Origin of the sequence: Variovorax paradoxus (assembly GCF_029919115.1) — a bacterium.
In the GTDB taxonomy this organism is placed as follows: domain Bacteria; phylum Pseudomonadota; class Gammaproteobacteria; order Burkholderiales; family Burkholderiaceae_C; genus Variovorax; species Variovorax paradoxus_O.
In genome coordinates, this window is record NZ_CP123990.1 from 4,968,308 (window position 1) to 4,986,511 (window position 18,204).

Below are 18,204 nucleotides of genomic sequence, written 5' to 3' on the forward strand. Positions count from 1 at the left end.
ACACCATGAACAGACACGTCTTTCGCACCCTCGCGGGCCTTTCGGCGGCCGGCCTCCTTGCGGCGGGGGCCGCCAGCGTTCAGGCCCAGGAAGCATGGGCGCGGGTCATTTCGGCCACCCCCGTCTACGAGACCACCGGCAGCAGCCCCAGCTACAACGTTACCTACGAATACAACGGGCGGCAGTACACCACGCGCATGAACAGCCGGCCGGGCGCCACCATCCCCATCCAGGCCGGCGCTTATGGCGTGACCACGGCGCCGGTCGCACCCCAGCCGCAGCTGCAGCCCTACCCGGTCGAGGCCAACGGCGGCCAGCAGCAATACCAGTACCAGCAAAGCCCGCAGTACGCGCAACCCGCGCAGCAGGGCGGATCGCCCTGGGACAACGTGGTGCCCGAGCCGGGCGTGGTGCTCTCCAATGCGCCGGCCCCTACGTATGTACAGCCCGCCCCGGTCTACGCGGCACCCGTGTACGTGCAGCCAGCCTACGCCTATCCGCAGCCTTACATCTACCCGCCGGTCGGCCTCTCGCTGAATTTCGGCTACTCCAGGGGATGGGGCGGCTACCGCGGCGGATGGGGCCATCGCCACTGGCGCTGAGGCGTGCATAGCCAAGCCCGCGTAGAGGCTGCGGGCGCGGGTTCGGCCAAGCCCTAAAATCGGGGACTTTTCCAACCCCGAGGGGTGCGCCGCCGCGGTGGTGCGTCCTCGACAAGCCGACCGCGCATGCGCCGGCGCCATCCAATGACGACGACTACCGACACTCTCAACAGCGCCGCAGTGGCGACCAAGGCCAATGTGTACTTCGACGGCAAGTGCGTGAGCCACAGCCTCACGCTGGCCGACGGCACAAAAAAATCGGTCGGCGTGATTCTTCCGTCCACCCTGACCTTCAAGACCGGCGCCCCTGAAATCATGGAAGGCACTGCCGGCAGCTGCGAATACCAGCTCGAAGGCACCACCGAGTGGGTCAGCGCAGGCCCCGGCCAGAAGTTCAGCGTACCGGGCAATTCGAGCTTCCAGATCCGTGTGGCGGGCGAGCCCTACAGCTACATCTGCCATTTCGGCTGAACCCAGACCCGCCAACCGGACACCCACATGTCGACCATTCTCCAAAACGTTCCCGCCGGCCAGAAGGTCGGCATTGCCTTCTCGGGCGGCCTGGACACGAGCGCCGCGCTGCACTGGATGAAACTGAAGGGCGCGATTCCCTACGCCTACACCGCCAACCTCGGCCAGCCCGACGAGCCCGACTACGACGAGATTCCCCGCAAGGCGATGCTCTACGGCGCGCAGAACGCCCGCTTGATCGACTGCCGCGCTCAGCTCGCCAATGAAGGCATTGCCGCGCTGCAGGCCGGTGCTTTCCATGTGACCACCGCGGGCGTTACCTACTTCAACACCACGCCGCTGGGCCGCGCGGTCACCGGCACCATGCTGGTGTCGGCCATGAAGGAAGACGACGTCCATATCTGGGGCGACGGCAGCACCTACAAGGGCAACGACATCGAGCGCTTCTACCGCTACGGCCTGCTCACCAACCCCAACCTGAAGATCTACAAGCCCTGGCTCGACCAGCTGTTCATCGACGAACTCGGCGGCCGCGCCGAAATGTCGGCGTTCATGACCAAGGCCGGCTTCGGCTACAAGATGTCGGCCGAAAAGGCCTACAGCACCGACTCCAATATGCTCGGCGCCACGCACGAGGCCAAGGACCTGGAAAACCTCGACAGCGGCATGCAGATCGTGCAGCCGATCATGGGCGTTGCGTTCTGGAAGGACGAGGTCGAGGTCAAGCGCGAAACCGTGACCGTGCGCTTCGAAGAAGGCCGCCCCGTTGCCCTGAACGGCGTGGAGCATGCGAACCTCGTCGACCTCATCCTGGAAGCCAACCGCATCGGCGGCCGGCACGGCCTGGGCATGAGCGACCAGATCGAAAACCGCATCATCGAAGCGAAGAGCCGCGGCATCTACGAAGCTCCCGGCCTCGCGCTGCTGTTCATCGCCTACGAGCGCCTGGTCACCGGCATCCACAACGAAGACACCATCGAGCAGTACCGCGACCATGGCCGCAAGCTCGGCCGCCTGCTCTACCAGGGCCGCTGGTTCGACCCGCAGGCCATCATGCTGCGCGAGACGGCACAGCGCTGGGTGGCACGCGCCATCACCGGTGAAGTGACGATCGAACTGCGCCGCGGCAACGACTACTCGATCCTCAACACCGTGTCGCCCAACCTCACGTACCAGCCAGAGCGCCTGAGCATGGAAAAGGTGGCCGGCGCGTTCACGCCGCTCGACCGCATCGGCCAGCTCACGATGCGCAACCTCGACATCGTCGACACGCGCGAAAAGCTGGCGATCTACACCCGCACCGGGCTGCTGTCGCCGGGCCAAGGTACCTCGGTTCCGCGGCTCTCGAACGACGACGAGACCAAGTAAGCCAGCGCGCTTTCTTCCAATGACGAACGGGCCCTCGCGGGCCCGTTTTTCTTTTGTGCGCCGTGCGCGCTTGTTGGTCGATCAGTCGCCGCCGCCTCCGCCGCAACCACCACCGCAACCGCCGCCGTCTCCGCCGGAGGAATCCCCTCCCCCGCCGCCATCGCCGCTGCTGCTCGATTCGCTGCCGCCAAAGCCGCCCGCATCCCCGGCGCCGCCGCCGTCCGAAGACGAATCGCCGAAGCTCGTGCCGCAATAGGCGTCGGAGCCGCTCTGCCGGTCGATCGCCTTGCAGTCAGGCACGTAGTCGAAGCCGCCCGGAATGCCGAACTTCACGTCGAGCGCAAACAGCAGCGGCAGCCGCGAGGGCTTGCGCGGGTCGATGCTTTCTTCCTTGCAAGCCCAGTACCAGCTGCGGCGCAGGCCGTCGTTGCGCTTCGGGTCCTTGCCCAGCACCTCGGCGGGGCTGTGGTGCAGCATGCCGCCGAAGGCCGCCTTGCACCAGTTCTGGTAGCCCTGCGTATGCAGAATGAACTCGTGCCAGGCGGTGTCGACCACCTTGGAAGGCATGGCCACGAACTTGCGGCCGCTGCGCAAGTGGGCCATGAAGAACTGGCGCAGGCCGCGCAGCACAAGCTCTGCGTCGCGCACGCTGAGCCCCGGATGCGCCGCACGCAGCTTGCCTATGAGAAACGGCGGCATGCGGGCCTCGCGAATGAACTGCCGGCGCAGGCTGGTTTCCATGAAGCCCAGCGTGGCCGCAAGCGCCCATGCGCCAAGAATCAACGGCACCAGCACCAGCCAGCCGCCCCGGCGAAAAACAAAAAACACGGCGACGAGTGCCGCCAACACCACCGCCCGGCGTGCCCACATCAGCGCGGCAATGCGCCGCCGGTAGTTCAGGTGCAGAAAGTCCAGGTCCATCAAACGACCACCGGCTCCGGCTCCAGCCGGATGCCGAAGCGCTCGTACACGCTCGTTTGAATGGCCTTGGCCAGCGTCATTACCTCGCCGCCCGTCACGGGGTTTTCAAGGCCGCCCCGGTTCACCAGCACCAGTGCCTGCTTTTCGTACACGCCGGCGTTGCCGACCGACTTGCCCTTCCAGCCGCAGGCGTCGATGAGCCAGCCGGCCGCCAGCTTGATGGTGCCGTCGGGCATGGGGTAGTGCACGATCTTGGGGTCGCGTGCAATGATGTCCGCGCATTGCTCGGGCGTGACGGTGGGGTTCTTGAAGAAGCTGCCCGCATTGCCGAGCAGGCGCCAGTCGGGCAGCTTGGCGCGGCGAATGGCGCAGATCCAGTCGAATACGTCGGTGGCGCTGGGCGTGAAGTTGCCGGTTTCTTCCATCTTGCGCTCGAGGTCGAGGTAGCCCACCACCGCCTTCCAGGGCTTGGGCAGCCGAAAGCGCACCCGGGTGATCAGCGCCCGGCCCGAAAGCCCGAAATCGTTGGGCCCGCTGCGCACATGCTTGAACACCGAATCGCGGTAGCCGAAGGCGCACTGCGCGGCGTCCAGCGTAAAGGTGCGCCCGGTGTCCAGGTCGATGGCGTCGAGCGATTCGAAGCGGTCTTGCAGCTCCACCCCGTAGGCGCCGATGTTCTGCACCGGCGCGCCGCCCACGGTGCCCGGAATGAGCGCCAGGTTTTCGAGCCCCGGGTAGCCGTTTGCCAGCATCCACTGGATGGCCTCGTGCCAGACCTCGCCCGCGCCGGCCTCCACAATCCAGGCGCGCGGGGTCTCCTCGACCAGCCGCAGGCCCTTGATCTCGACCTTGAGCACCAGCGGCTTCACGTCGCCGGTAATCACGATATTGCTGCCCCCGCCCAGCACAAAGCGGGGAGCGTCGCGCCACCGCAGGTCGGCCCGCAGCTCGGCCACGTCCGCCTCGTTGGCGATGCGCGCCAGGTTGTGCGCGCGCGCGACGATGCCGAAGCTGTTGTACGGCTGCAGCGGGACGTTGTTCTCCACGATCATGGGAGAATTGTCGCATCCAGCTATCGTGAATCCAGGAGGAGCCCATGCCGTCTTTCGATACCGTCTGCGAACCCAATCTGCCCGAAGTGAAGAACGCGGTCGAAAACACCGCCAAGGAAATCGCAACGCGCTTCGATTTCAAGGGCACGGCCGCCGCCGTCGAGCTCAAGGACAAGGAAATCACGATGATCGGCGACGCCGAGTTCCAGCTCGTGCAGGTCGAAGACATTCTTCGCGCCAAGCTCACCAAGCGCAGCGTCGATGTGCGTTTTCTCGACAAGGGCGACGTGCAGAAAATCGGCGGCGACAAGGTCAAGCAGGTCATCAAGGTCAAGAGCGGCATCGAAACCGAGCAGGCCAAGAAGATCACCCGCATCATCAAGGACAGCAAGCTCAAGGTGCAGGCCGCCATCCAGGGCGACGCAGTGCGCATTACCGGCGCCAAGCGCGACGACCTGCAGGCCGCCATGGCGTTGATCAAGAAGGACGTGCCCGACATGCCCCTCTCGTTCAACAACTTCCGCGACTGAGCCCCGCATGAAATCCCTCGTGGTCGCGGTGCAGTTGCTGGCTGCCGCTGCCGGGGCGCACGCGGCAAGCTCGGTCATGCTGACCGGCACCATCGGCAGCCGGGCCATCCTCATCGTGAACGGCGCGCCGCCCAAGACGGTGGCGGTGGGCGAAACCTTCCAGGGCGTCAAGCTCGTGTCGCTGCAGGCCGAACAGGCCGTGGTCGAGCTCGAGGGCAAGCGCGTCAACCTGCGCATGGACACGCCGGTGAGCATTGGCGGCGGCACGGGCACGGGCGGCGGCAGCCGCATCGTGCTGCCGGCCGACAGCCGCGGCCATTTCATGACGCAGGGCGCCATCAACGGCCGCCCGGTCACCTTCATGCTCGACACCGGCGCCACGTCCATTGCCCTTTCGGCCGCCGATGCACAGCGCATCGGGCTCGACTACAGCAAGGGGCAACGCGTGCAGATGAACACCGCCAATGGCGTGTCCAGCGGCTACAAGCTGCGGCTGCAGTCGGTGCGCGTGGGCGATGTCGAGGTGTACGACATCGACGCCATCGTGTCGCCCCAGCCCATGCCCTTTGTGCTGCTGGGCAACAGCTTCATCAACCGCTTCTCGATGCGCCGGGACGCGGACCAGATGGTCCTGGAAAAGCGCTACTGAAGCCTGTGAGTGTCAGGCCTGCGCGGCCGTGACCACGATCTCGATCTTGTAGGCCGCATTGGCCATCTTGGCCTGCACGGTCGCGCGCGGCGGCGTGTTGCCGGCGGGAATCCACGCGTCCCACACCTCGTTCATGGCCGTGATGTCGGTGATGTCGGCCAAGAAGATCTGCGTCATGAGAATGCGCGACTTGTCGCTGCCCGCCTCGGCCAGCAGGCGGTCGACCATGGCCAGCACCTGCGTGGTCTGGCCGCGGATATCTTGCGAGGTGTCGTCGGGCACCTGGCCCGCCAGGTAGATGGTGCCGTTGTGCACCGCCGTTTCGGACAAGCGCGGGCCAACGTGGAAGCGGGTGATGGTTGCCATGGTGTTCTTTCCTTCAAGCCTTTTTCTTGGAGCCGAGTTTCGACTCCGTGCCGGCCGCGAGCCGGCGGATGTTTTCGCGGTGCCGCCAGACGAGCAGCAGACTCATGATGATGATCGCAATCAGCACCATGCGGTCGAGCGGCCACGCAATGTTGCCGCCGATCAGGTAATACGCCGGCGCAAAGAAGGCCGCCACCAGCGACGACAGCGACGAATAGCGGAAGAACACCGCAATGATCAGCCAGGTGACGCCGGTGGCCAGCCCCAGCCAGGGCGCAATGCCCACCAGCACCCCGGCCGCAGTGGCCACGCCCTTGCCGCCCTGGAAGCCGAAGAACACGGGGTACAGATGCCCCAGGAAGGCCGCCAGGCCCGCCAGCGCAGCCACGCCTTCGCCCAGGCCCCACTGGGCGCCGAAATGGCGGATGACGAACACCGGCAGCCAGCCCTTGAGCGCGTCCAGCAGCAAGGTGGCCAGCGCCGCGCCCTTGTTGCCCGAGCGCAGCACGTTGGTGGCGCCGGGGTTGCCGCTGCCGTAGCTGCGTGGGTCGGCCATGCCGAGCGATTTGCTCACGATGACCGCGAACGACAGCGAGCCGATCAGGTACGAAGCCACGATGGCAAGGAGGGAAGGCAAATGAAAGCTCAAGGCGGCGCTCCACGAAGGATGGATGTTCTTATTCGGGCCGGCTATTCTGCCAGCGCGCACTGCACCGGCTTGGCGCCGAGCAACGTTACGCACACCTGCGGGTCGATGCCCACCAGGTAGCCGCGCCGCCCACCGTTGATTGCGATCTTCGGCAGTTCCAGGATGCTTGACTCGATGTACACCGGCATCTGGCGCCGCGTGCCGAAGGGCGAGGTGCCGCCCACCATGTAGCCGCTGTGGCGCTGCGCGACCTCTGGCTTGCAGGGCTCCACCGACTTGGCGCCGATCTGCCGTGCCAGGTTCTTGGTCGACACCGTGCGGTTGCCGTGCATCAGCACGATGAGCGGCTTGGCGTCCTGGTCCTGCATCACCAGCGTTTTCACCACGGTGAAGGGGTCCAGCCCCAGCACCTCGGCGCTGTGCTGCGCGCCGCCGTGCTCCAGGTACTCGTACGGGTGCTCCGTAAAGGCGACCTTGTGCTCGCGCAGCAGCTGCGTGGCGGGCGTTTCGGAAACGTGCGCCTTCTTGCTCACCGGCGCACTCCCGGCGCTGCGCTCACGTTGCCGGGTCCCGGATTTCCCAGCGGATCTGGTCGATCTCGGCCAGGACTTCCGGCGAAAGCGTGGTGCCCCACACGTCGAGGTCTTCGTCGAGCTGTGCCACCGTGGTCACGCCGATGATGGTGCTTGCCACCTGCCACTTGGTGTAGCAGAAGGCCAGCGCCAGCTGCACCGGCGTCAGGCCGTTGTCGCGCGCCAGCTGGTTGTAGCGGCGCGCCGCCTTCAAAGCATCGGGCCGGCCCCAGCGCTGCTTGCGCACCGATTCGTAGCTCGAAATGCGCGCGCCCTTCGGCGCCTCCGGCCCCTCGATGCCGCCCTGGTCGTACTTGCCGGTCAAGAGGCCGAAGGCCAGCGGCGAATACGCCAGCAGCGAAACGCCGAGCCGGTGCATCGTCTCGTCGAGCCCGTTCTCGAGCCCGCGGCTCACCAGGTTGTAGACGTTCTGCACCGAGGCCACGCGCGGCAGGCCGTGCTGCTCGGCCAGCCGAACGAACTCGTGCACGCCGTACGGGGTTTCGTTCGAAAGGCCGATTTCGCGCACCTTGCCGGCCTTGACCAGCCCGCCCAGCGCTTCGAGCTGCTCGTGGATCGGGGTTTGCGAGGTCTCCTTGGCCGGGTCGTAGTACAGGGCGCCGAAGGCCGGCACGTGGCGCTCGGGCCAGTGGATCTGGTACAGGTCGATGACGTCGGTCTTCAGCCGCTTCAGGCTGGCATTGCACGAGGCCACGATATCGGCCGCCGTCATGCCCGTGCCTTCGCGCACCCAGGGCGTGGCGCGCACAGGGCCGGCCACCTTGGTGGCCAGCGTGATCTTCCGGCGCGCCCCGGGGTTGGCCGCAAACCAGTTGCCGATGATGGTTTCGGTGGCGCCGTATGTCTCCTTGCGCGTGGGCACCGCGTACATCTCGGCCGTGTCGATGAAATCGACGCCGCGCTCCAGCGAGCGGCTCAAGATGGCATGCGAGGTGGGCTCGTCCACCTGTTCGCCGAATGTCATGGTGCCAAGGCAGATCGGGGTGACCTGCAGGCTGCTCTGGCCGAGTTGGATTTTTTTCATGCGCGGAATGCTACCGCCCTCCTCCACGGTGCGCTGGCCGCGGGCTCAAAACCCGAGCGAGCGCTGTCTTGTGGCGGACTGCGCCGCGGCCCGCGGCTCCGTATCATCAGCGCCCATGTACCAAGCCCTTCGCCCCTCGCGCACCGAATTCGTGCCCGTGCGCAACCTCCGCTACCACGTGCGCGTGTGGGGCGAGCCCTCCGCGGCGCGGCCGCCGCTGGTGTTGCTGCACGGCTGGATGGACGTGGGGGCGTCGTGGCAGTTCGTGGTCGATGCATTGGCCGAAGAGCGCTTCATCATTGCGCCCGACTGGCGCGGCTTTGGCCTGACAGATGGCGGCGGCGTCGACAACTACTGGCTGCCCGATTACCTGGCCGACCTGGAATGGCTGCTCGACCACTACGCCGGCGAAGGCGATGCGGCACAACCGGTGGACCTGGTCGGCCACAGCATGGGCGGCAACGTCGCCATGCACTATGCGGGGGCAAGGCCCGCGCGCATTCGCCGCCTGGTCAATTGCGAAGGCTTCGGCATGCCCGCGCGCAAGCCCGAGGAAGCACCCGCGCGCTACGGGCAGTGGATCGACGAACTCAAGCGCCTGCACCGCGGCGAAATGGCGCTTGCCAGCTACTCGTCTGTGGATGGCGTGGCGCGCCGGCTCATGAAGACCAACCCGCGCCTCACGCCCGACAAGGCCAACTGGCTGGCCGGCCACTGGTCGGCCGCGCAAACCCAGCCCGACGGCAGCCAGCGCTGGCAGATTTTGGGCGAAGCCGCGCACAAGATCATCAATGCCAACATCTTCCGGGTCGATGAAACGCTCGCGCTCTATGCGCGAATTTCGGCGCCCACGCTCATGGTCGAAGCCGCCGACGACAGCCTGCACGGCTGGTGGAAAAACCGCTACACGCTCGAAGAGTTTCACGAGCGCTTGAAGTCCGTGCCCTCGGTGCGCATCGAGCAGGTGGCCGATGCCGGCCACATGCTGCATCACGACCAGCCGCAGCGGGTGGCCGGGCTGATCGAGCAGTTCCTGGCCGGCTGAGAGCCGCCAGCTTTCAATTGGCCGCGCCGCCCTGCACCGTGCGCTGCAGCGCCGCGCGCGCCAGCAGCCGCGTCGAATCGAGCGTGGGCAGCGGCGAGTTCACGTCGTTCATGATCAGCGGAATCTCGGTGCAGCCGAGCACCACCGCGTCGCAGCCGTCCTCGTCCTTCATGCGCTGGATGACGCGGCGGAACGCCGTGACCGCATCGGGCGTGAAAACACCGCAGACCAGTTCGTCCATGATGATGCGGTTGATTTCTTCGCGCTCATCGGCGGTAGGCCGAACGTATTCGAGCCCCTTGGCAGAGAGCTTCTCGGGGTAGACCTCGCTTTCGACCAGCCAGCGCGTGCCGGTAATGGCCAGGCGCTTGAACCCGCGCTGCGCAGCCTCCTCGGCCACGCATTCGGCAATGTGCAGCCATGGCAACGGCGAGCGCGCCTCGATGAACGGCAGCGCCTGATGAATGGTGTTGTCCGGGCAGACCAGAAAGCTGGCGCCGATCTTCGCGAGCTTGTTGGCCGAAGCCAGCATCACCTCGCCCACGCCGCGCCAGTCGTTGCGGTAGATGTGCTGCATGTAGTCGGCAAGCGACGGCGTGTGCATCGACACTTCAGGATGCGCATGAGGGCCGAGGAGTTGGGCCCCTTCCACGCAGATGGTCTGGTAACAGAGCGCCGCGCCTTCGGCGGAGCATCCGACGATTCCGATGTGCTGGGTCATGCCCGCATGCTACAAGCCTGCGGCCCGGCTGCGCCAGCATGGGGCGCCTGTGTGGCGCCCTTTTACGCCGGCTTACTGCAGGAAGCTGGGCTTTGCGTAGCCCTGGAACTTCGTGTCCACCACGGCCTTGAACTCCTTGGAGCGGTAGGCGTCGGCAATGTCCTTGGCCCAGGGCGCGTTCTTGTCCGCGCTCTTCACGGCCACCACGTTCAGGTAGTAGTCGGGCGTCTTTTCGAGCACCACGGCCTCGGTGAGCTTCAGGCCCGACGAGATGGCGAAGTTGCCATTGACGATGGCGTATTCGGTGTCGCCCAGCGAGCGCGGCAGTTGCGCGGCTTCGAGCGGAATGAACTTCAGCTTCTTCGGGTTCTCGGCCACGTCTTTTTCAGACGCGCGCAGCGGATCGACGCCGGGCTTGATGGTGATGAGCTTGTTCTGCTCCAGCAGCACGAGCGCACGGGCCAGGTTGCTCGGGTCGTTGGGCAGCGTGAAGCGGTCGCCCTCCTTCAGTTCGGCCAGGCTCTTGCGCTTGGTGGAGTACACGCCCAGCGGCGCGATGGGGCCCTGCACCAGTTCGGCAAGGTCCAGCTTCTGGTCGGCCGAGAACTTCTTCAGGTAGACCTGGTGCTGAAAGAAATTGGCGTCGAGCGAGCCTTGGGCCAGCGCGAGATTGGGCTGCACGTAGTCGTTGAACTCGACCAGCTTCACCTTGTAGCCCTTCTTCTCAAGGATGGGGACGATGCCGGCCTTCAGCTGGTCGATGTTCGAGCCGGCCGTGCCGCCGATGACGAGGTTCTTCTTGGCTTCTTGCGCCTGTGCCAGCGAAAGGCCGCCGAACGAAAGGGCGACCAGGGACAGGGCGAGAACGGAACGGCGCAGCAGTGCGGTTTTCATGGAATGAGCAGGAGAGAAAAGAGAAAGGAAAGAGAAAAACAAAAAATCAACGCTTGTCCAGCCTGCGCGCCGTGGTGTTGCCCACGAACTGCAGGATCTGTACCAGCACCACGAGCAGCGCCACGGTGAGCACCATCACATCGGTCTGAAAGCGGTAGTAGCCGTAGCGAATGGCCAGGTCGCCGATGCCGCCGCCGCCCACCACACCGGCAATGGCCGAGTACGAGAGAAAGCTCACCGCCAGCACCGTCAGCGCCAGCACAAGACCCGAGCGCGCCTCGACCACCAGCACGCGCCAAACGATCTGCAGCTCCGAGGCGCCCATGGCGTGCGCCGCCTCGATCACGCCGCGCGGCACTTCGCGCAGGCACTGGTCCACCAGCCGCGCAAAGTACGGAATGGCCGCAAACGACAGCGGCACCGCGGCCGCCAGCGGGCCGATGGAGGTGCCCGCAATCACCCGCGTGAAAGGCACCAGCGCCACCAGCAAGATGATGAAAGGAAACGAACGCACGGTGTTCACGATCCAGTTCAGGACGAGGAACGCCGGCTTGTTTTCGAGCGACTGGCCCGGCCCCAGCAAGAACAGCAGAATGCCCAGCGGCCCGCCGATCAGCACCGCGGCCGAGAGGCCGATGGCCAGCATCAGAAAGGTCTGGCCCGTGGCCACCCACAGCTCGGGGAGGATGGGCGCGATGTTTTCAAACATAGGCCACCTCCTGCGCGCTGCGCTGCGCCGGCAAGGGGCGCGGCGTGATGGGTTCGCGCGCCTCGCGTTCGCGGCGGCGCACCAGTTCGTCGATTTCACGGCCCAGTGCGGTCTTGCGCTCTTGGGTCGGCGCATCGAGCACCGCAAACTGCTCCACCAGCCGGCCCTTTTCCAGGATGGCGACATTGCGGCACAGCACCTCGACCACCGAGAGCTCGTGCGTCACGATGACGATGGTCACGCCGATCTTCTGGTTGATGTCGCGCAGCGTTTCGAGCAGCGCGCGCGTGGTTTCGGTGTCGAGCGCCGAGGTGGGCTCGTCGCACAGCAGCACTTGCGGCCGCGGCGCCAGCGCACGCGCGATGGCCACGCGCTGCTTCTGCCCGCCCGAAAGCTGGGCCGGGTATGTGTCGATCTTCTCGGCCAGCCCCACCAGGGCCAGGCACTCGCGCACGCGGGCGTCGATTTCGGCCTTCGAATGGCGGCCGTGGATCTTCAGCGGAAACGCCACGTTGTCGAACACCGTGGCGTTCTGCAGCAGGTTGAACTGCTGGAAGATCATGCCGATGTTCTGGCGCATGTCGCGCAGTTCGCGGCGCGAGAGCGTCGTCAGGTCGCGCCCGCCGACGAAGACCTTGCCCGCATCGGGCCGCTCCAGCAGGTTGATGAGGCGCAGCAGGGTCGACTTGCCCGCGCCGCTCTTGCCGATCAGGCCGAACACGTCGCCCTGGTGAATGTCGAGCGAGAGCGACTGCACGGCGTCGAACACCTCGCCGCTGGGCAAGGCAAAAGACTTCTGCACCGATTGAAGTCGGATGACCGGCGCCGCGTTGCCGCGGGCCGCATCAGGCGAATGGTTGGTCATGGAGAGGAGGCACGGCCCGCGTCAAGGCAGGCCGCGGAGTTCGCAAAAAGGTGCCGAGTATGAAAACAAAATCGTCAAAAGGGAACGAACAAATCGGCGCTTGCTTATGCATGAAAACGCATAAGCATTGAAGAAGCCCGGCGAGCAATGCCATATCGATATGCGCATTGGTTCGTTCCCAAACCGGCGGGGCAATGCCACATTCGCGGCCTTACTTTTTTTGATTTCGCGCAACAACATGCACAGCACCCTTCGCCGCCGCACCCTCGCCCTTGCAACCATTGCGGGCGCACTTTTCTTCACCGGCAGCACCGCCTTCGCGCAAGACAACAAGACCGCCATCAAGGTGGGCGTTTCCGTCGGCAACGGCGAGCAGATCTTCGAAGTGGTGAAGAAGGTCGCCGCCAAGGACGGCCTGAACATCCAGGTGGTGGTGTTCAACGACTACCAGCTGCCCAACGCCGCCCTCGCCTCGGGCGACCTGGACGCCAACGCCTTTCAGCACCAGCCCTTTCTGGACAACCAGAACAAGGCGCGCGGCTTCGACATCGTGCCCGTGGGCCTCACCATCACGGCGCCGCTGGGTTTCTACTCGCGCAAGATCAAGTCGATCGACCAGCTGCCCGACGGCGCCTCGGTCGGCATCCAGAACGATCCGTCGAACGGCAACCGCGCCCTGCTGCTGCTGCAAACGGCCGGCCTCATCACGCTGAAGCCCGATGCAGTGAAGAACAACAACGCCACGCCGCTCGACGTGGTGAGCAACCCGAAAAAGCTGAAGCTGGTTGCGCTGGACGCCGCCCAACTGCCGCGCTCGCTCGACGACCTGGCCATCGCCGCCATCAACAACGACTACGCCGAAAAAGCCGGCCTTTCGCTCGCCAAGGACGCCGTGATCAAGGAAGCCCCGAAAAGCCCGTACGCCAACCTGATTGCCGTGCGCCGCGCCGACAAGGACAAGCCCTGGGCCAAGCGGCTGGTCGCGGCTTACCAGTCGGCGGAGGTGAAGAGCTTTATCGAGAGCCAGTTCAAGGGCTCGCTGGTCCCCGCCTTCTGACTTTGCCTTACTCCCTCCCCTCCCGGGGGAGGGTTGGGGTGGGGGCAAGCGGCGCTCGAAATGGGCGCCCTGCCCGCCCCCATCCCAGCCTTCCCCCAAAGGGGGAAGGAGCAATACGGCGCAGTTCCTAGGCGGGTTATCGGTCCATGAGAAAATGTCCGGTTTCCCCCGAACACAGTCAGGACACCCCATGGACGCAGAACAAATCAACCAAATCGGCGCAACCCTCGCGGACCTGAGCGCCCGGACGGCCGATCTACGGAGGTATCTTTGACTACGATGCCAAAGCCGAACGTCTGAGGACGGTTAACGCATCGCTCGAAGACCCGAACGTCTGGAACGACCCCAAGAAGGCCCAGGAACTCGGCCGCGAGAAGAAATCGCTCGACGACGTGGTCGTGACACTCGACCGCCTCACCAGCGGCCTCTCGGACAACACCGAGCTGTATGAAATGTCGAAGGAAGACGGCGACATGGACGGCTTGCAGTCCATTGCCGACGACGCCGCCGCGCTCGAGGCCGACATCAAGCAGCTCGAATTCCGCCGGATGTTCAACAACCCGGCCGATCCGCTCAACGCCTTTGTCGACATCCAGGCCGGCGCCGGCGGCACCGAGGCTTGCGACTGGGCCAGCATGCTGCTGCGCCAGTACCTGAAGTACGCCGAGCGCAAGGGCTTCAAGACGCAGATCGAAGACGAAACCCCGGGCGACACCGCCGGCATCAAGGGCGCGACCATCAAGGTGGAAGGCGACTATGCCTTTGGCCTCTTGCGCACCGAAACCGGCGTGCACCGCCTGGTGCGCAAGTCGCCGTTCGACTCGTCGGGCGGGCGCCACACCAGCTTTGCCAGCATCTTCGTGTACCCGGAAATCGACGATTCCATCGAGATCGAGATCAACCCGGCCGACGTGCGCACCGACACCTTCCGCGCAAGCGGCGCGGGCGGCCAGCACATCAACAAGACCGACTCGGCCGTGCGCCTGACGCACATACCGACCGGCATTGTGGTGCAGTGCCAGGACGGCCGGAGCCAACACAGCAACCGCGACGTGGCGTGGAAGCGCCTGCGCTCTCGCCTGTACGACCACGAAATGCGCAAGCGCCAGGAAGAGCAGCAAAAGCTCGAGGACAGCAAGACCGACGTGGGCTGGGGCCACCAGATCCGCAGCTACGTGCTGGACAACAGCCGCATCAAGGACCTGCGCACCAACGTTGAAGTCTCGGCCACGCAAAAGGTGCTCGACGGCGACCTGGACGTGTTCATCGAAGCCTCGCTGAAGCAAGGCGTGTAATCGATGAGCCTGACCCACGACAAGGTCGAAGCCTTCATCTTCGACATGGACGGCACCATGATCGACTCCATGCCGTGGCATGCGCGGTCGTGGGTCGAGTTTGTGGCGCGCCACGGGCTCAAGCTCGACGTGACCGACATTCTTGCGCGCACCACGGGCCGCACCGGCACCGAGTGCATGCGCGAGCTGTTCGAGCGCGAGCTTTCAGACGCCGAGTGCCAAACCCTGGTGCACGAAAAAGAAGAAATCTACCGCGCCATGTTCAGCGACAACTTCACCGAGGTTGCCGGCTTTACCGCCTTTGCCAAGGCCGCCGTGGCGCGCGGCCTGAAGGTGGCCGTGGGCACCGCGGGCGACAAGCACAACATTGAATTTGCGATGTCGCGCCTGAAGATGGACCCGCTGCCGCTGGCCATTGTGGGCGGCGACGAAGGCTTTGCCGGCAAGCCCACGCCCGAGATTTTCTTGGAAGCCGCGCGCCGCATTGGCGTGGCGCCCGAGCGCTGCATCGTGTTTGAAGATGCGCCCTTCGGCATAGCGGCTGCGCGCCGCGGCGGCATGCGTGCCGTGGCCGTGTGCAGCACCCATACCGCCGCCGAGCTTGCCGGCCCCCATGTGATTGCCGCCGTTCGCGACTACGACGAACTCGCCCATTCGAATTTTCTGGAGACACTCGATGCTGCTGCAGCGTGACGCCCAAGGGCAACCGATTGCCATTCGCCGCGAAGACTATGCCGCTCCGGCATTCTGGATCGACACCGTCGACCTGACCTTCGACCTCGATCCCGCCAAGACCCGCGTGCTCAACCGCATGCAGCTGCGCCGCAACCCCGACGTGCCGGCCCAGCCGCTGCGCCTGGACGGCGACGAGCTGAACCTGGCCCGCGTGCTGGTCAACGGCCAGGGCGCGTCATTCCGCATGGAAGGCGAGCAGTTGGTGATCGACGGCCTGCCCGACGCCTTCGAACTCGAAATCTTCACCACCTGCTGCCCCATCAAGAACACCAAGCTGATGGGCCTGTTCGTGAGCGAAGACACCTTCTTCACGCAGTGCGAGGCCGAAGGCTTCCGCCGCATCACGTACTTTTTGGACCGCCCCGACGTGATGGCGATGTACACGGTAACGCTGCGCGCCGCCAAGGCCGCCTACCCCGTGCTGCTGTCGAACGGCAACCTGGTCGAGCAAGGCGACCTGCCCGAGGGCCGCCACTTTGCCAAGTGGGTCGACCCCTTCAAGAAGCCCAGCTACCTGTTTGCGCTGGTGGCCGGCAAGCTGGTGGCGCGCGAGCAGCGCATTACCGCGCGCAACGGCAAGGAGCACTTGCTGCAGGTGTACGTGCGCGCCGGAGACTTGGACAAGACCGAGCACGCGATGAACTCGCTCGTCAACTCGGTGCTGTGGGACGAAGCCCGCTTTGGCCTGCCGTTGGACCTGGACCGCTTCATGATTGTTGCCACCAGCGACTTCAACATGGGCGCCATGGAGAACAAGGGCCTGAACATCTTCAACACGAAGTACGTTCTGGCCAACCAGGCCACCGCCACCGACGCCGACTACAGCAACATCGAAAGCGTGGTCGGCCACGAGTACTTTCACAATTGGAGCGGCGACCGCGTAACCTGCCGCGACTGGTTCCAGCTTTCGCTGAAAGAAGGCCTGACCGTCTTCCGCGACCAGGAGTTCAGCCAGGACCTGTGCGCCGATGCCTCGGCCCGCGCCGTGAAGCGCATCGAAGACGTTCGCGTGTTGCGCACCGCCCAGTTTCCTGAAGACGCCGGCCCCATGGCCCACCCGGTGCGGCCAGACAGCTACATCGAGATCAGCAACTTCTACACCGTCACCATCTATGAAAAGGGTGCCGAGGTGGTGCGCATGATGCAGACGCTGGTCGGCCGCAAGGGCTTTGAAAAGGGCATGACCCTTTACTTTGAGCGCCACGACGGCCAGGCCGTAACCTGCGACGACTTTGCCCAGGCCATTGCCGACGCCAACCCCGATTCGGAGCTGGCCCGCCTGCTGCCGCAGTTCAAGCGCTGGTACAGCCAGGCCGGCACGCCGCGCCTTGCCGCCCACGGCGTGTATGACGCGCAAGCGCGCAGCTACACCCTGAGCATTGTGCAAAGCTGCCCGCCCACGCCGGGCCAGCCCACCAAAGAGCCGTTCGTCATTCCGGTGAACATTGGCCTTCTGGACGCCAGCGGGCGCGAACTGCCGCTGCAGCTAGAAGGCGAAAGCGAAGTAACCCGCGGCGCGCCCGGCACCCCGTGCACGCGCACCGTGGTGCTCTCGCGCGCAGGCGAGCAAATTACCTTTGTGGGGCTCGACTCGGAGCCCGTGCCTTCCATCTTGCGCGGCTTCAGCGCGCCGGTGATCCTGGACTTTGAATACACCGACGCCCAACTGCTCACCCTGCTGGCCAACGACCCCGACCCCTTCAACCGCTGGGAAGCCGGCCAGCGCCTGGGCCTGCGCGCCGCGCTGCAGGGCATTGCGGCGCTGGCGACCGACACCACCCCGGTGCTGAACGACGCGTATCTGGACGCCATGCGCAGCGTGTTGCGCAACCCGAAGCTCGACGCCGCCTTCAAGGAACTGGTGCTCACGCTGCCATCGGAAACCTATATTTCCGAGCAGCTCGAAGTGGTCGACCCGCAGCGCGTGCACCTGGTGCGCGAAGCCATGCGCGCCCAGCTGGCCACCGCCCTCTTCCAAGACTGGCAACAGGTCTACGAAGAAAACCACGACACCGGCGCCTACACGCCTGACCCCACCTCTTCAGGCCGCCGCGCGCTGGCCGGCATGGCGCTCAACTTCTTGTGCCTGGCGGCGCGCTCTTCGGGCGACACCGTGTGGCCCGGCAAGACGCTGCAGCGCTTCAAAGACGCCGGCAACATGACCGACCGCTTCAACGCGCTCAATGCGCTGGTGTCGTCGGGCCACACCCTGGCTGCGCAGGCGCTCGCGCGCTTTCATGCGCTGTTCAAGGACGAAGCGCTGGTCATCGACAAGTGGTTTTCGCTGCAGGCCGGCGCGCCCGACCGCGGCGGCGACATCTTGCCGCTGGTAAAGCAGCTGATGAAGCACCCGGACTTCTCCATCAAGAACCCCAACCGCGCCCGCAGCGTGATCTTCAGCTACTGCAGCGCCAACCCCGGCGCATTCCACCGCCCAGACGCCGCCGGCTACGTGTTCTGGAGCGAGCGCGTCATAGAGCTGGATGCCATCAACCCCCAGGTGGCCGCCCGCCTTGCCCGCGCGCTCGACCGCTGGAGCAAGCTGGCCGAGCCCTACCGCAGCGCCGCGCGCGAAGCCATTGCCCGCGTGGCCGCCAAGCCCGACCTGAGCAAGGACACCCACGAAGTCGTTACCCGCGCCCTGGCCGGTAACTAACC

General features: G+C 65.4%; 20 protein-coding genes. 10 read left to right on the top strand and 10 right to left on the bottom strand.

Features of this window, described 5'->3' with window-relative positions; translation table 11 throughout:
- The first annotated feature begins 5 nt into the window (after window positions 1-5).
- The 3 genes from QHG62_RS23755 to argG all read left to right on the top strand — a co-directional run bounded on the left by QHG62_RS23755 (window position 6) and on the right by argG (window position 2,441).
- Complete coding sequence (locus QHG62_RS23755; protein ID WP_281148079.1) at window positions 6-602, top strand: hypothetical protein; 597 nt, start codon at window positions 6-8, stop codon at window positions 600-602.
- Window positions 603-746: 144 nt separating this feature from the next.
- Window positions 747-1,073: a pyrimidine/purine nucleoside phosphorylase gene (locus QHG62_RS23760; RefSeq protein WP_281148080.1), complete on the top strand. Its 327-nt coding sequence runs from the start codon at window positions 747-749 to the stop codon at window positions 1,071-1,073.
- 27 nt (window positions 1,074-1,100) lie between these two features.
- Window positions 1,101-2,441, top strand: a complete 1,341-nt coding sequence (argG, locus tag QHG62_RS23765) for an argininosuccinate synthase (protein WP_281148081.1) — start codon at window positions 1,101-1,103, stop codon at window positions 2,439-2,441.
- 81 nt (window positions 2,442-2,522) lie between these two features.
- On the opposite strand, the gene QHG62_RS23770 is transcribed toward argG, so the two are convergent.
- Window positions 2,523-3,362: a glycine-rich domain-containing protein gene (locus QHG62_RS23770; RefSeq protein WP_281148082.1), complete on the bottom strand. Its 840-nt coding sequence runs from the start codon at window positions 3,360-3,362 to the stop codon at window positions 2,523-2,525.
- Window positions 3,362-4,414: a UDP-N-acetylmuramate dehydrogenase gene (gene murB, locus QHG62_RS23775; RefSeq protein WP_281148083.1), complete on the bottom strand. Its 1,053-nt coding sequence runs from the start codon at window positions 4,412-4,414 to the stop codon at window positions 3,362-3,364. The genes QHG62_RS23770 and murB overlap by 1 nt, the downstream gene beginning before the upstream one ends.
- Window positions 4,415-4,458: 44 nt before the next feature.
- On the opposite strand from murB, the gene QHG62_RS23780 reads away from it, so the two are divergent.
- Both QHG62_RS23780 and QHG62_RS23785 read left to right on the top strand, forming a co-directional pair.
- Window positions 4,459-4,944, top strand: coding sequence for a YajQ family cyclic di-GMP-binding protein (locus tag QHG62_RS23780; protein ID WP_028259207.1), 486 nt, complete (start codon window positions 4,459-4,461; stop codon window positions 4,942-4,944).
- 7 nt (window positions 4,945-4,951) lie between these two features.
- Window positions 4,952-5,593, top strand: a complete 642-nt coding sequence (locus QHG62_RS23785; protein ID WP_281148084.1) for a retropepsin-like aspartic protease family protein — start codon at window positions 4,952-4,954, stop codon at window positions 5,591-5,593.
- Window positions 5,594-5,605: 12 nt separating this feature from the next.
- Here the strand turns inward: QHG62_RS23785 and QHG62_RS23790 are convergent, their stop codons facing one another.
- From QHG62_RS23790 to QHG62_RS23805, 4 genes are read right to left on the bottom strand one after another with little or no spacing between them, the layout of a single operon-like run.
- Window positions 5,606-5,959 (bottom strand): RidA family protein, encoded by a 354-nt coding sequence (locus tag QHG62_RS23790; protein WP_042582160.1) that lies wholly within the window; start codon window positions 5,957-5,959, stop codon window positions 5,606-5,608.
- Between the two features lie 13 nt (window positions 5,960-5,972).
- Window positions 5,973-6,608 carry a glycerol-3-phosphate 1-O-acyltransferase PlsY gene (gene plsY / locus QHG62_RS23795; RefSeq protein ID WP_281148085.1) on the bottom strand — a complete coding sequence of 212 codons (636 nt, stop codon included), beginning with the start codon at window positions 6,606-6,608 and terminating at the stop codon, window positions 5,973-5,975.
- Window positions 6,609-6,649: 41 nt separating this feature from the next.
- Window positions 6,650-7,141: a Cys-tRNA(Pro) deacylase gene (gene ybaK, locus QHG62_RS23800; protein ID WP_281148086.1), complete on the bottom strand. Its 492-nt coding sequence runs from the start codon at window positions 7,139-7,141 to the stop codon at window positions 6,650-6,652.
- 22 nt (window positions 7,142-7,163) lie between these two features.
- Window positions 7,164-8,225: an aldo/keto reductase gene (locus QHG62_RS23805; protein ID WP_281148087.1), complete on the bottom strand. Its 1,062-nt coding sequence runs from the start codon at window positions 8,223-8,225 to the stop codon at window positions 7,164-7,166.
- A 115-nt stretch (window positions 8,226-8,340) separates the two neighbouring features.
- Between QHG62_RS23805 and QHG62_RS23810 the strand changes: the two genes are divergently transcribed.
- Window positions 8,341-9,270 (top strand): alpha/beta fold hydrolase, encoded by a 930-nt coding sequence (locus QHG62_RS23810; RefSeq protein WP_281148088.1) that lies wholly within the window; start codon window positions 8,341-8,343, stop codon window positions 9,268-9,270.
- 13 nt (window positions 9,271-9,283) lie between these two features.
- On the opposite strand, the gene QHG62_RS23815 is transcribed toward QHG62_RS23810, so the two are convergent.
- The 4 genes from QHG62_RS23815 to QHG62_RS23830 form a co-directional block, all read right to left on the bottom strand.
- Window positions 9,284-9,991: an aspartate/glutamate racemase family protein gene (locus QHG62_RS23815; protein ID WP_281148089.1), complete on the bottom strand. Its 708-nt coding sequence runs from the start codon at window positions 9,989-9,991 to the stop codon at window positions 9,284-9,286.
- Window positions 9,992-10,063: 72 nt separating this feature from the next.
- Window positions 10,064-10,885, bottom strand: coding sequence for a MetQ/NlpA family ABC transporter substrate-binding protein (locus QHG62_RS23820; protein WP_281148090.1), 822 nt, complete (start codon window positions 10,883-10,885; stop codon window positions 10,064-10,066).
- 46 nt (window positions 10,886-10,931) lie between these two features.
- On the bottom strand, window positions 10,932-11,594 hold the full coding sequence (locus tag QHG62_RS23825; RefSeq protein WP_047783086.1) for a methionine ABC transporter permease: 663 nt from the start codon (window positions 11,592-11,594) through the stop codon (window positions 10,932-10,934).
- Window positions 11,587-12,459: a methionine ABC transporter ATP-binding protein gene (locus tag QHG62_RS23830; protein WP_281148091.1), complete on the bottom strand. Its 873-nt coding sequence runs from the start codon at window positions 12,457-12,459 to the stop codon at window positions 11,587-11,589. The genes QHG62_RS23825 and QHG62_RS23830 overlap by 8 nt, the downstream gene beginning before the upstream one ends.
- 238 nt (window positions 12,460-12,697) lie before the next feature.
- On the opposite strand from QHG62_RS23830, the gene QHG62_RS23835 reads away from it, so the two are divergent.
- The 4 genes from QHG62_RS23835 to pepN all read left to right on the top strand — a co-directional run bounded on the left by QHG62_RS23835 (window position 12,698) and on the right by pepN (window position 18,202).
- Window positions 12,698-13,516 (top strand): MetQ/NlpA family ABC transporter substrate-binding protein, encoded by an 819-nt coding sequence (locus QHG62_RS23835; RefSeq protein ID WP_281148092.1) that lies wholly within the window; start codon window positions 12,698-12,700, stop codon window positions 13,514-13,516.
- 190 nt (window positions 13,517-13,706) lie between these two features.
- A protein-coding gene (gene prfB / locus QHG62_RS23840) for a peptide chain release factor 2 (RefSeq protein ID WP_125964635.1) occupies window positions 13,707-14,811 on the top strand; the annotation gives its coding sequence in 2 pieces (ribosomal slippage) (window positions 13,707-13,787 and window positions 13,789-14,811; 1,104 coding nt in all).
- A 3-nt stretch (window positions 14,812-14,814) separates the two neighbouring features.
- Entirely contained in the window at window positions 14,815-15,504 is a 690-nt protein-coding gene (locus tag QHG62_RS23845) for an HAD family hydrolase (RefSeq protein ID WP_281148093.1), read from the top strand.
- Window positions 15,488-18,202 carry an aminopeptidase N gene (gene pepN / locus QHG62_RS23850; protein WP_281148094.1) on the top strand — a complete coding sequence of 905 codons (2,715 nt, stop codon included), beginning with the start codon at window positions 15,488-15,490 and terminating at the stop codon, window positions 18,200-18,202. The genes QHG62_RS23845 and pepN overlap by 17 nt, the downstream gene beginning before the upstream one ends.
- The last annotated feature ends 2 nt before the right edge of the window (window positions 18,203-18,204 follow it).

What these genes read in the sequence shown, in the direction of transcription:
- QHG62_RS23830 (WP_281148091.1), bottom strand. Translation starts at nt 12,459, where the DNA reads ATGACCAACCATTCGCCTGATGCGGCCCGCGGCAACGCGGCGCCGGTC.
- QHG62_RS23835 (WP_281148092.1), top strand. Translation starts at nt 12,698, where the DNA reads ATGCACAGCACCCTTCGCCGCCGCACCCTCGCCCTTGCAACCATTGCG.
- QHG62_RS23790 (WP_042582160.1), bottom strand. Translation starts at nt 5,959, where the DNA reads ATGGCAACCATCACCCGCTTCCACGTTGGCCCGCGCTTGTCCGAAACG.
- QHG62_RS23760 (WP_281148080.1), top strand. Translation starts at nt 747, where the DNA reads ATGACGACGACTACCGACACTCTCAACAGCGCCGCAGTGGCGACCAAG.
- QHG62_RS23805 (WP_281148087.1), bottom strand. Translation starts at nt 8,225, where the DNA reads ATGAAAAAAATCCAACTCGGCCAGAGCAGCCTGCAGGTCACCCCGATC.
- QHG62_RS23810 (WP_281148088.1), top strand. Translation starts at nt 8,341, where the DNA reads ATGTACCAAGCCCTTCGCCCCTCGCGCACCGAATTCGTGCCCGTGCGC.
- QHG62_RS23815 (WP_281148089.1), bottom strand. Translation starts at nt 9,991, where the DNA reads ATGACCCAGCACATCGGAATCGTCGGATGCTCCGCCGAAGGCGCGGCG.
- pepN (WP_281148094.1), top strand. Translation starts at nt 15,488, where the DNA reads ATGCTGCTGCAGCGTGACGCCCAAGGGCAACCGATTGCCATTCGCCGC.
- QHG62_RS23845 (WP_281148093.1), top strand. Translation starts at nt 14,815, where the DNA reads ATGAGCCTGACCCACGACAAGGTCGAAGCCTTCATCTTCGACATGGAC.
- QHG62_RS23820 (WP_281148090.1), bottom strand. Translation starts at nt 10,885, where the DNA reads ATGAAAACCGCACTGCTGCGCCGTTCCGTTCTCGCCCTGTCCCTGGTC.
- QHG62_RS23770 (WP_281148082.1), bottom strand. Translation starts at nt 3,362, where the DNA reads ATGGACCTGGACTTTCTGCACCTGAACTACCGGCGGCGCATTGCCGCG.
- murB (WP_281148083.1), bottom strand. Translation starts at nt 4,414, where the DNA reads ATGATCGTGGAGAACAACGTCCCGCTGCAGCCGTACAACAGCTTCGGC.
- QHG62_RS23785 (WP_281148084.1), top strand. Translation starts at nt 4,952, where the DNA reads ATGAAATCCCTCGTGGTCGCGGTGCAGTTGCTGGCTGCCGCTGCCGGG.
- QHG62_RS23755 (WP_281148079.1), top strand. Translation starts at nt 6, where the DNA reads ATGAACAGACACGTCTTTCGCACCCTCGCGGGCCTTTCGGCGGCCGGC.
- QHG62_RS23780 (WP_028259207.1), top strand. Translation starts at nt 4,459, where the DNA reads ATGCCGTCTTTCGATACCGTCTGCGAACCCAATCTGCCCGAAGTGAAG.
- QHG62_RS23825 (WP_047783086.1), bottom strand. Translation starts at nt 11,594, where the DNA reads ATGTTTGAAAACATCGCGCCCATCCTCCCCGAGCTGTGGGTGGCCACG.
- argG (WP_281148081.1), top strand. Translation starts at nt 1,101, where the DNA reads ATGTCGACCATTCTCCAAAACGTTCCCGCCGGCCAGAAGGTCGGCATT.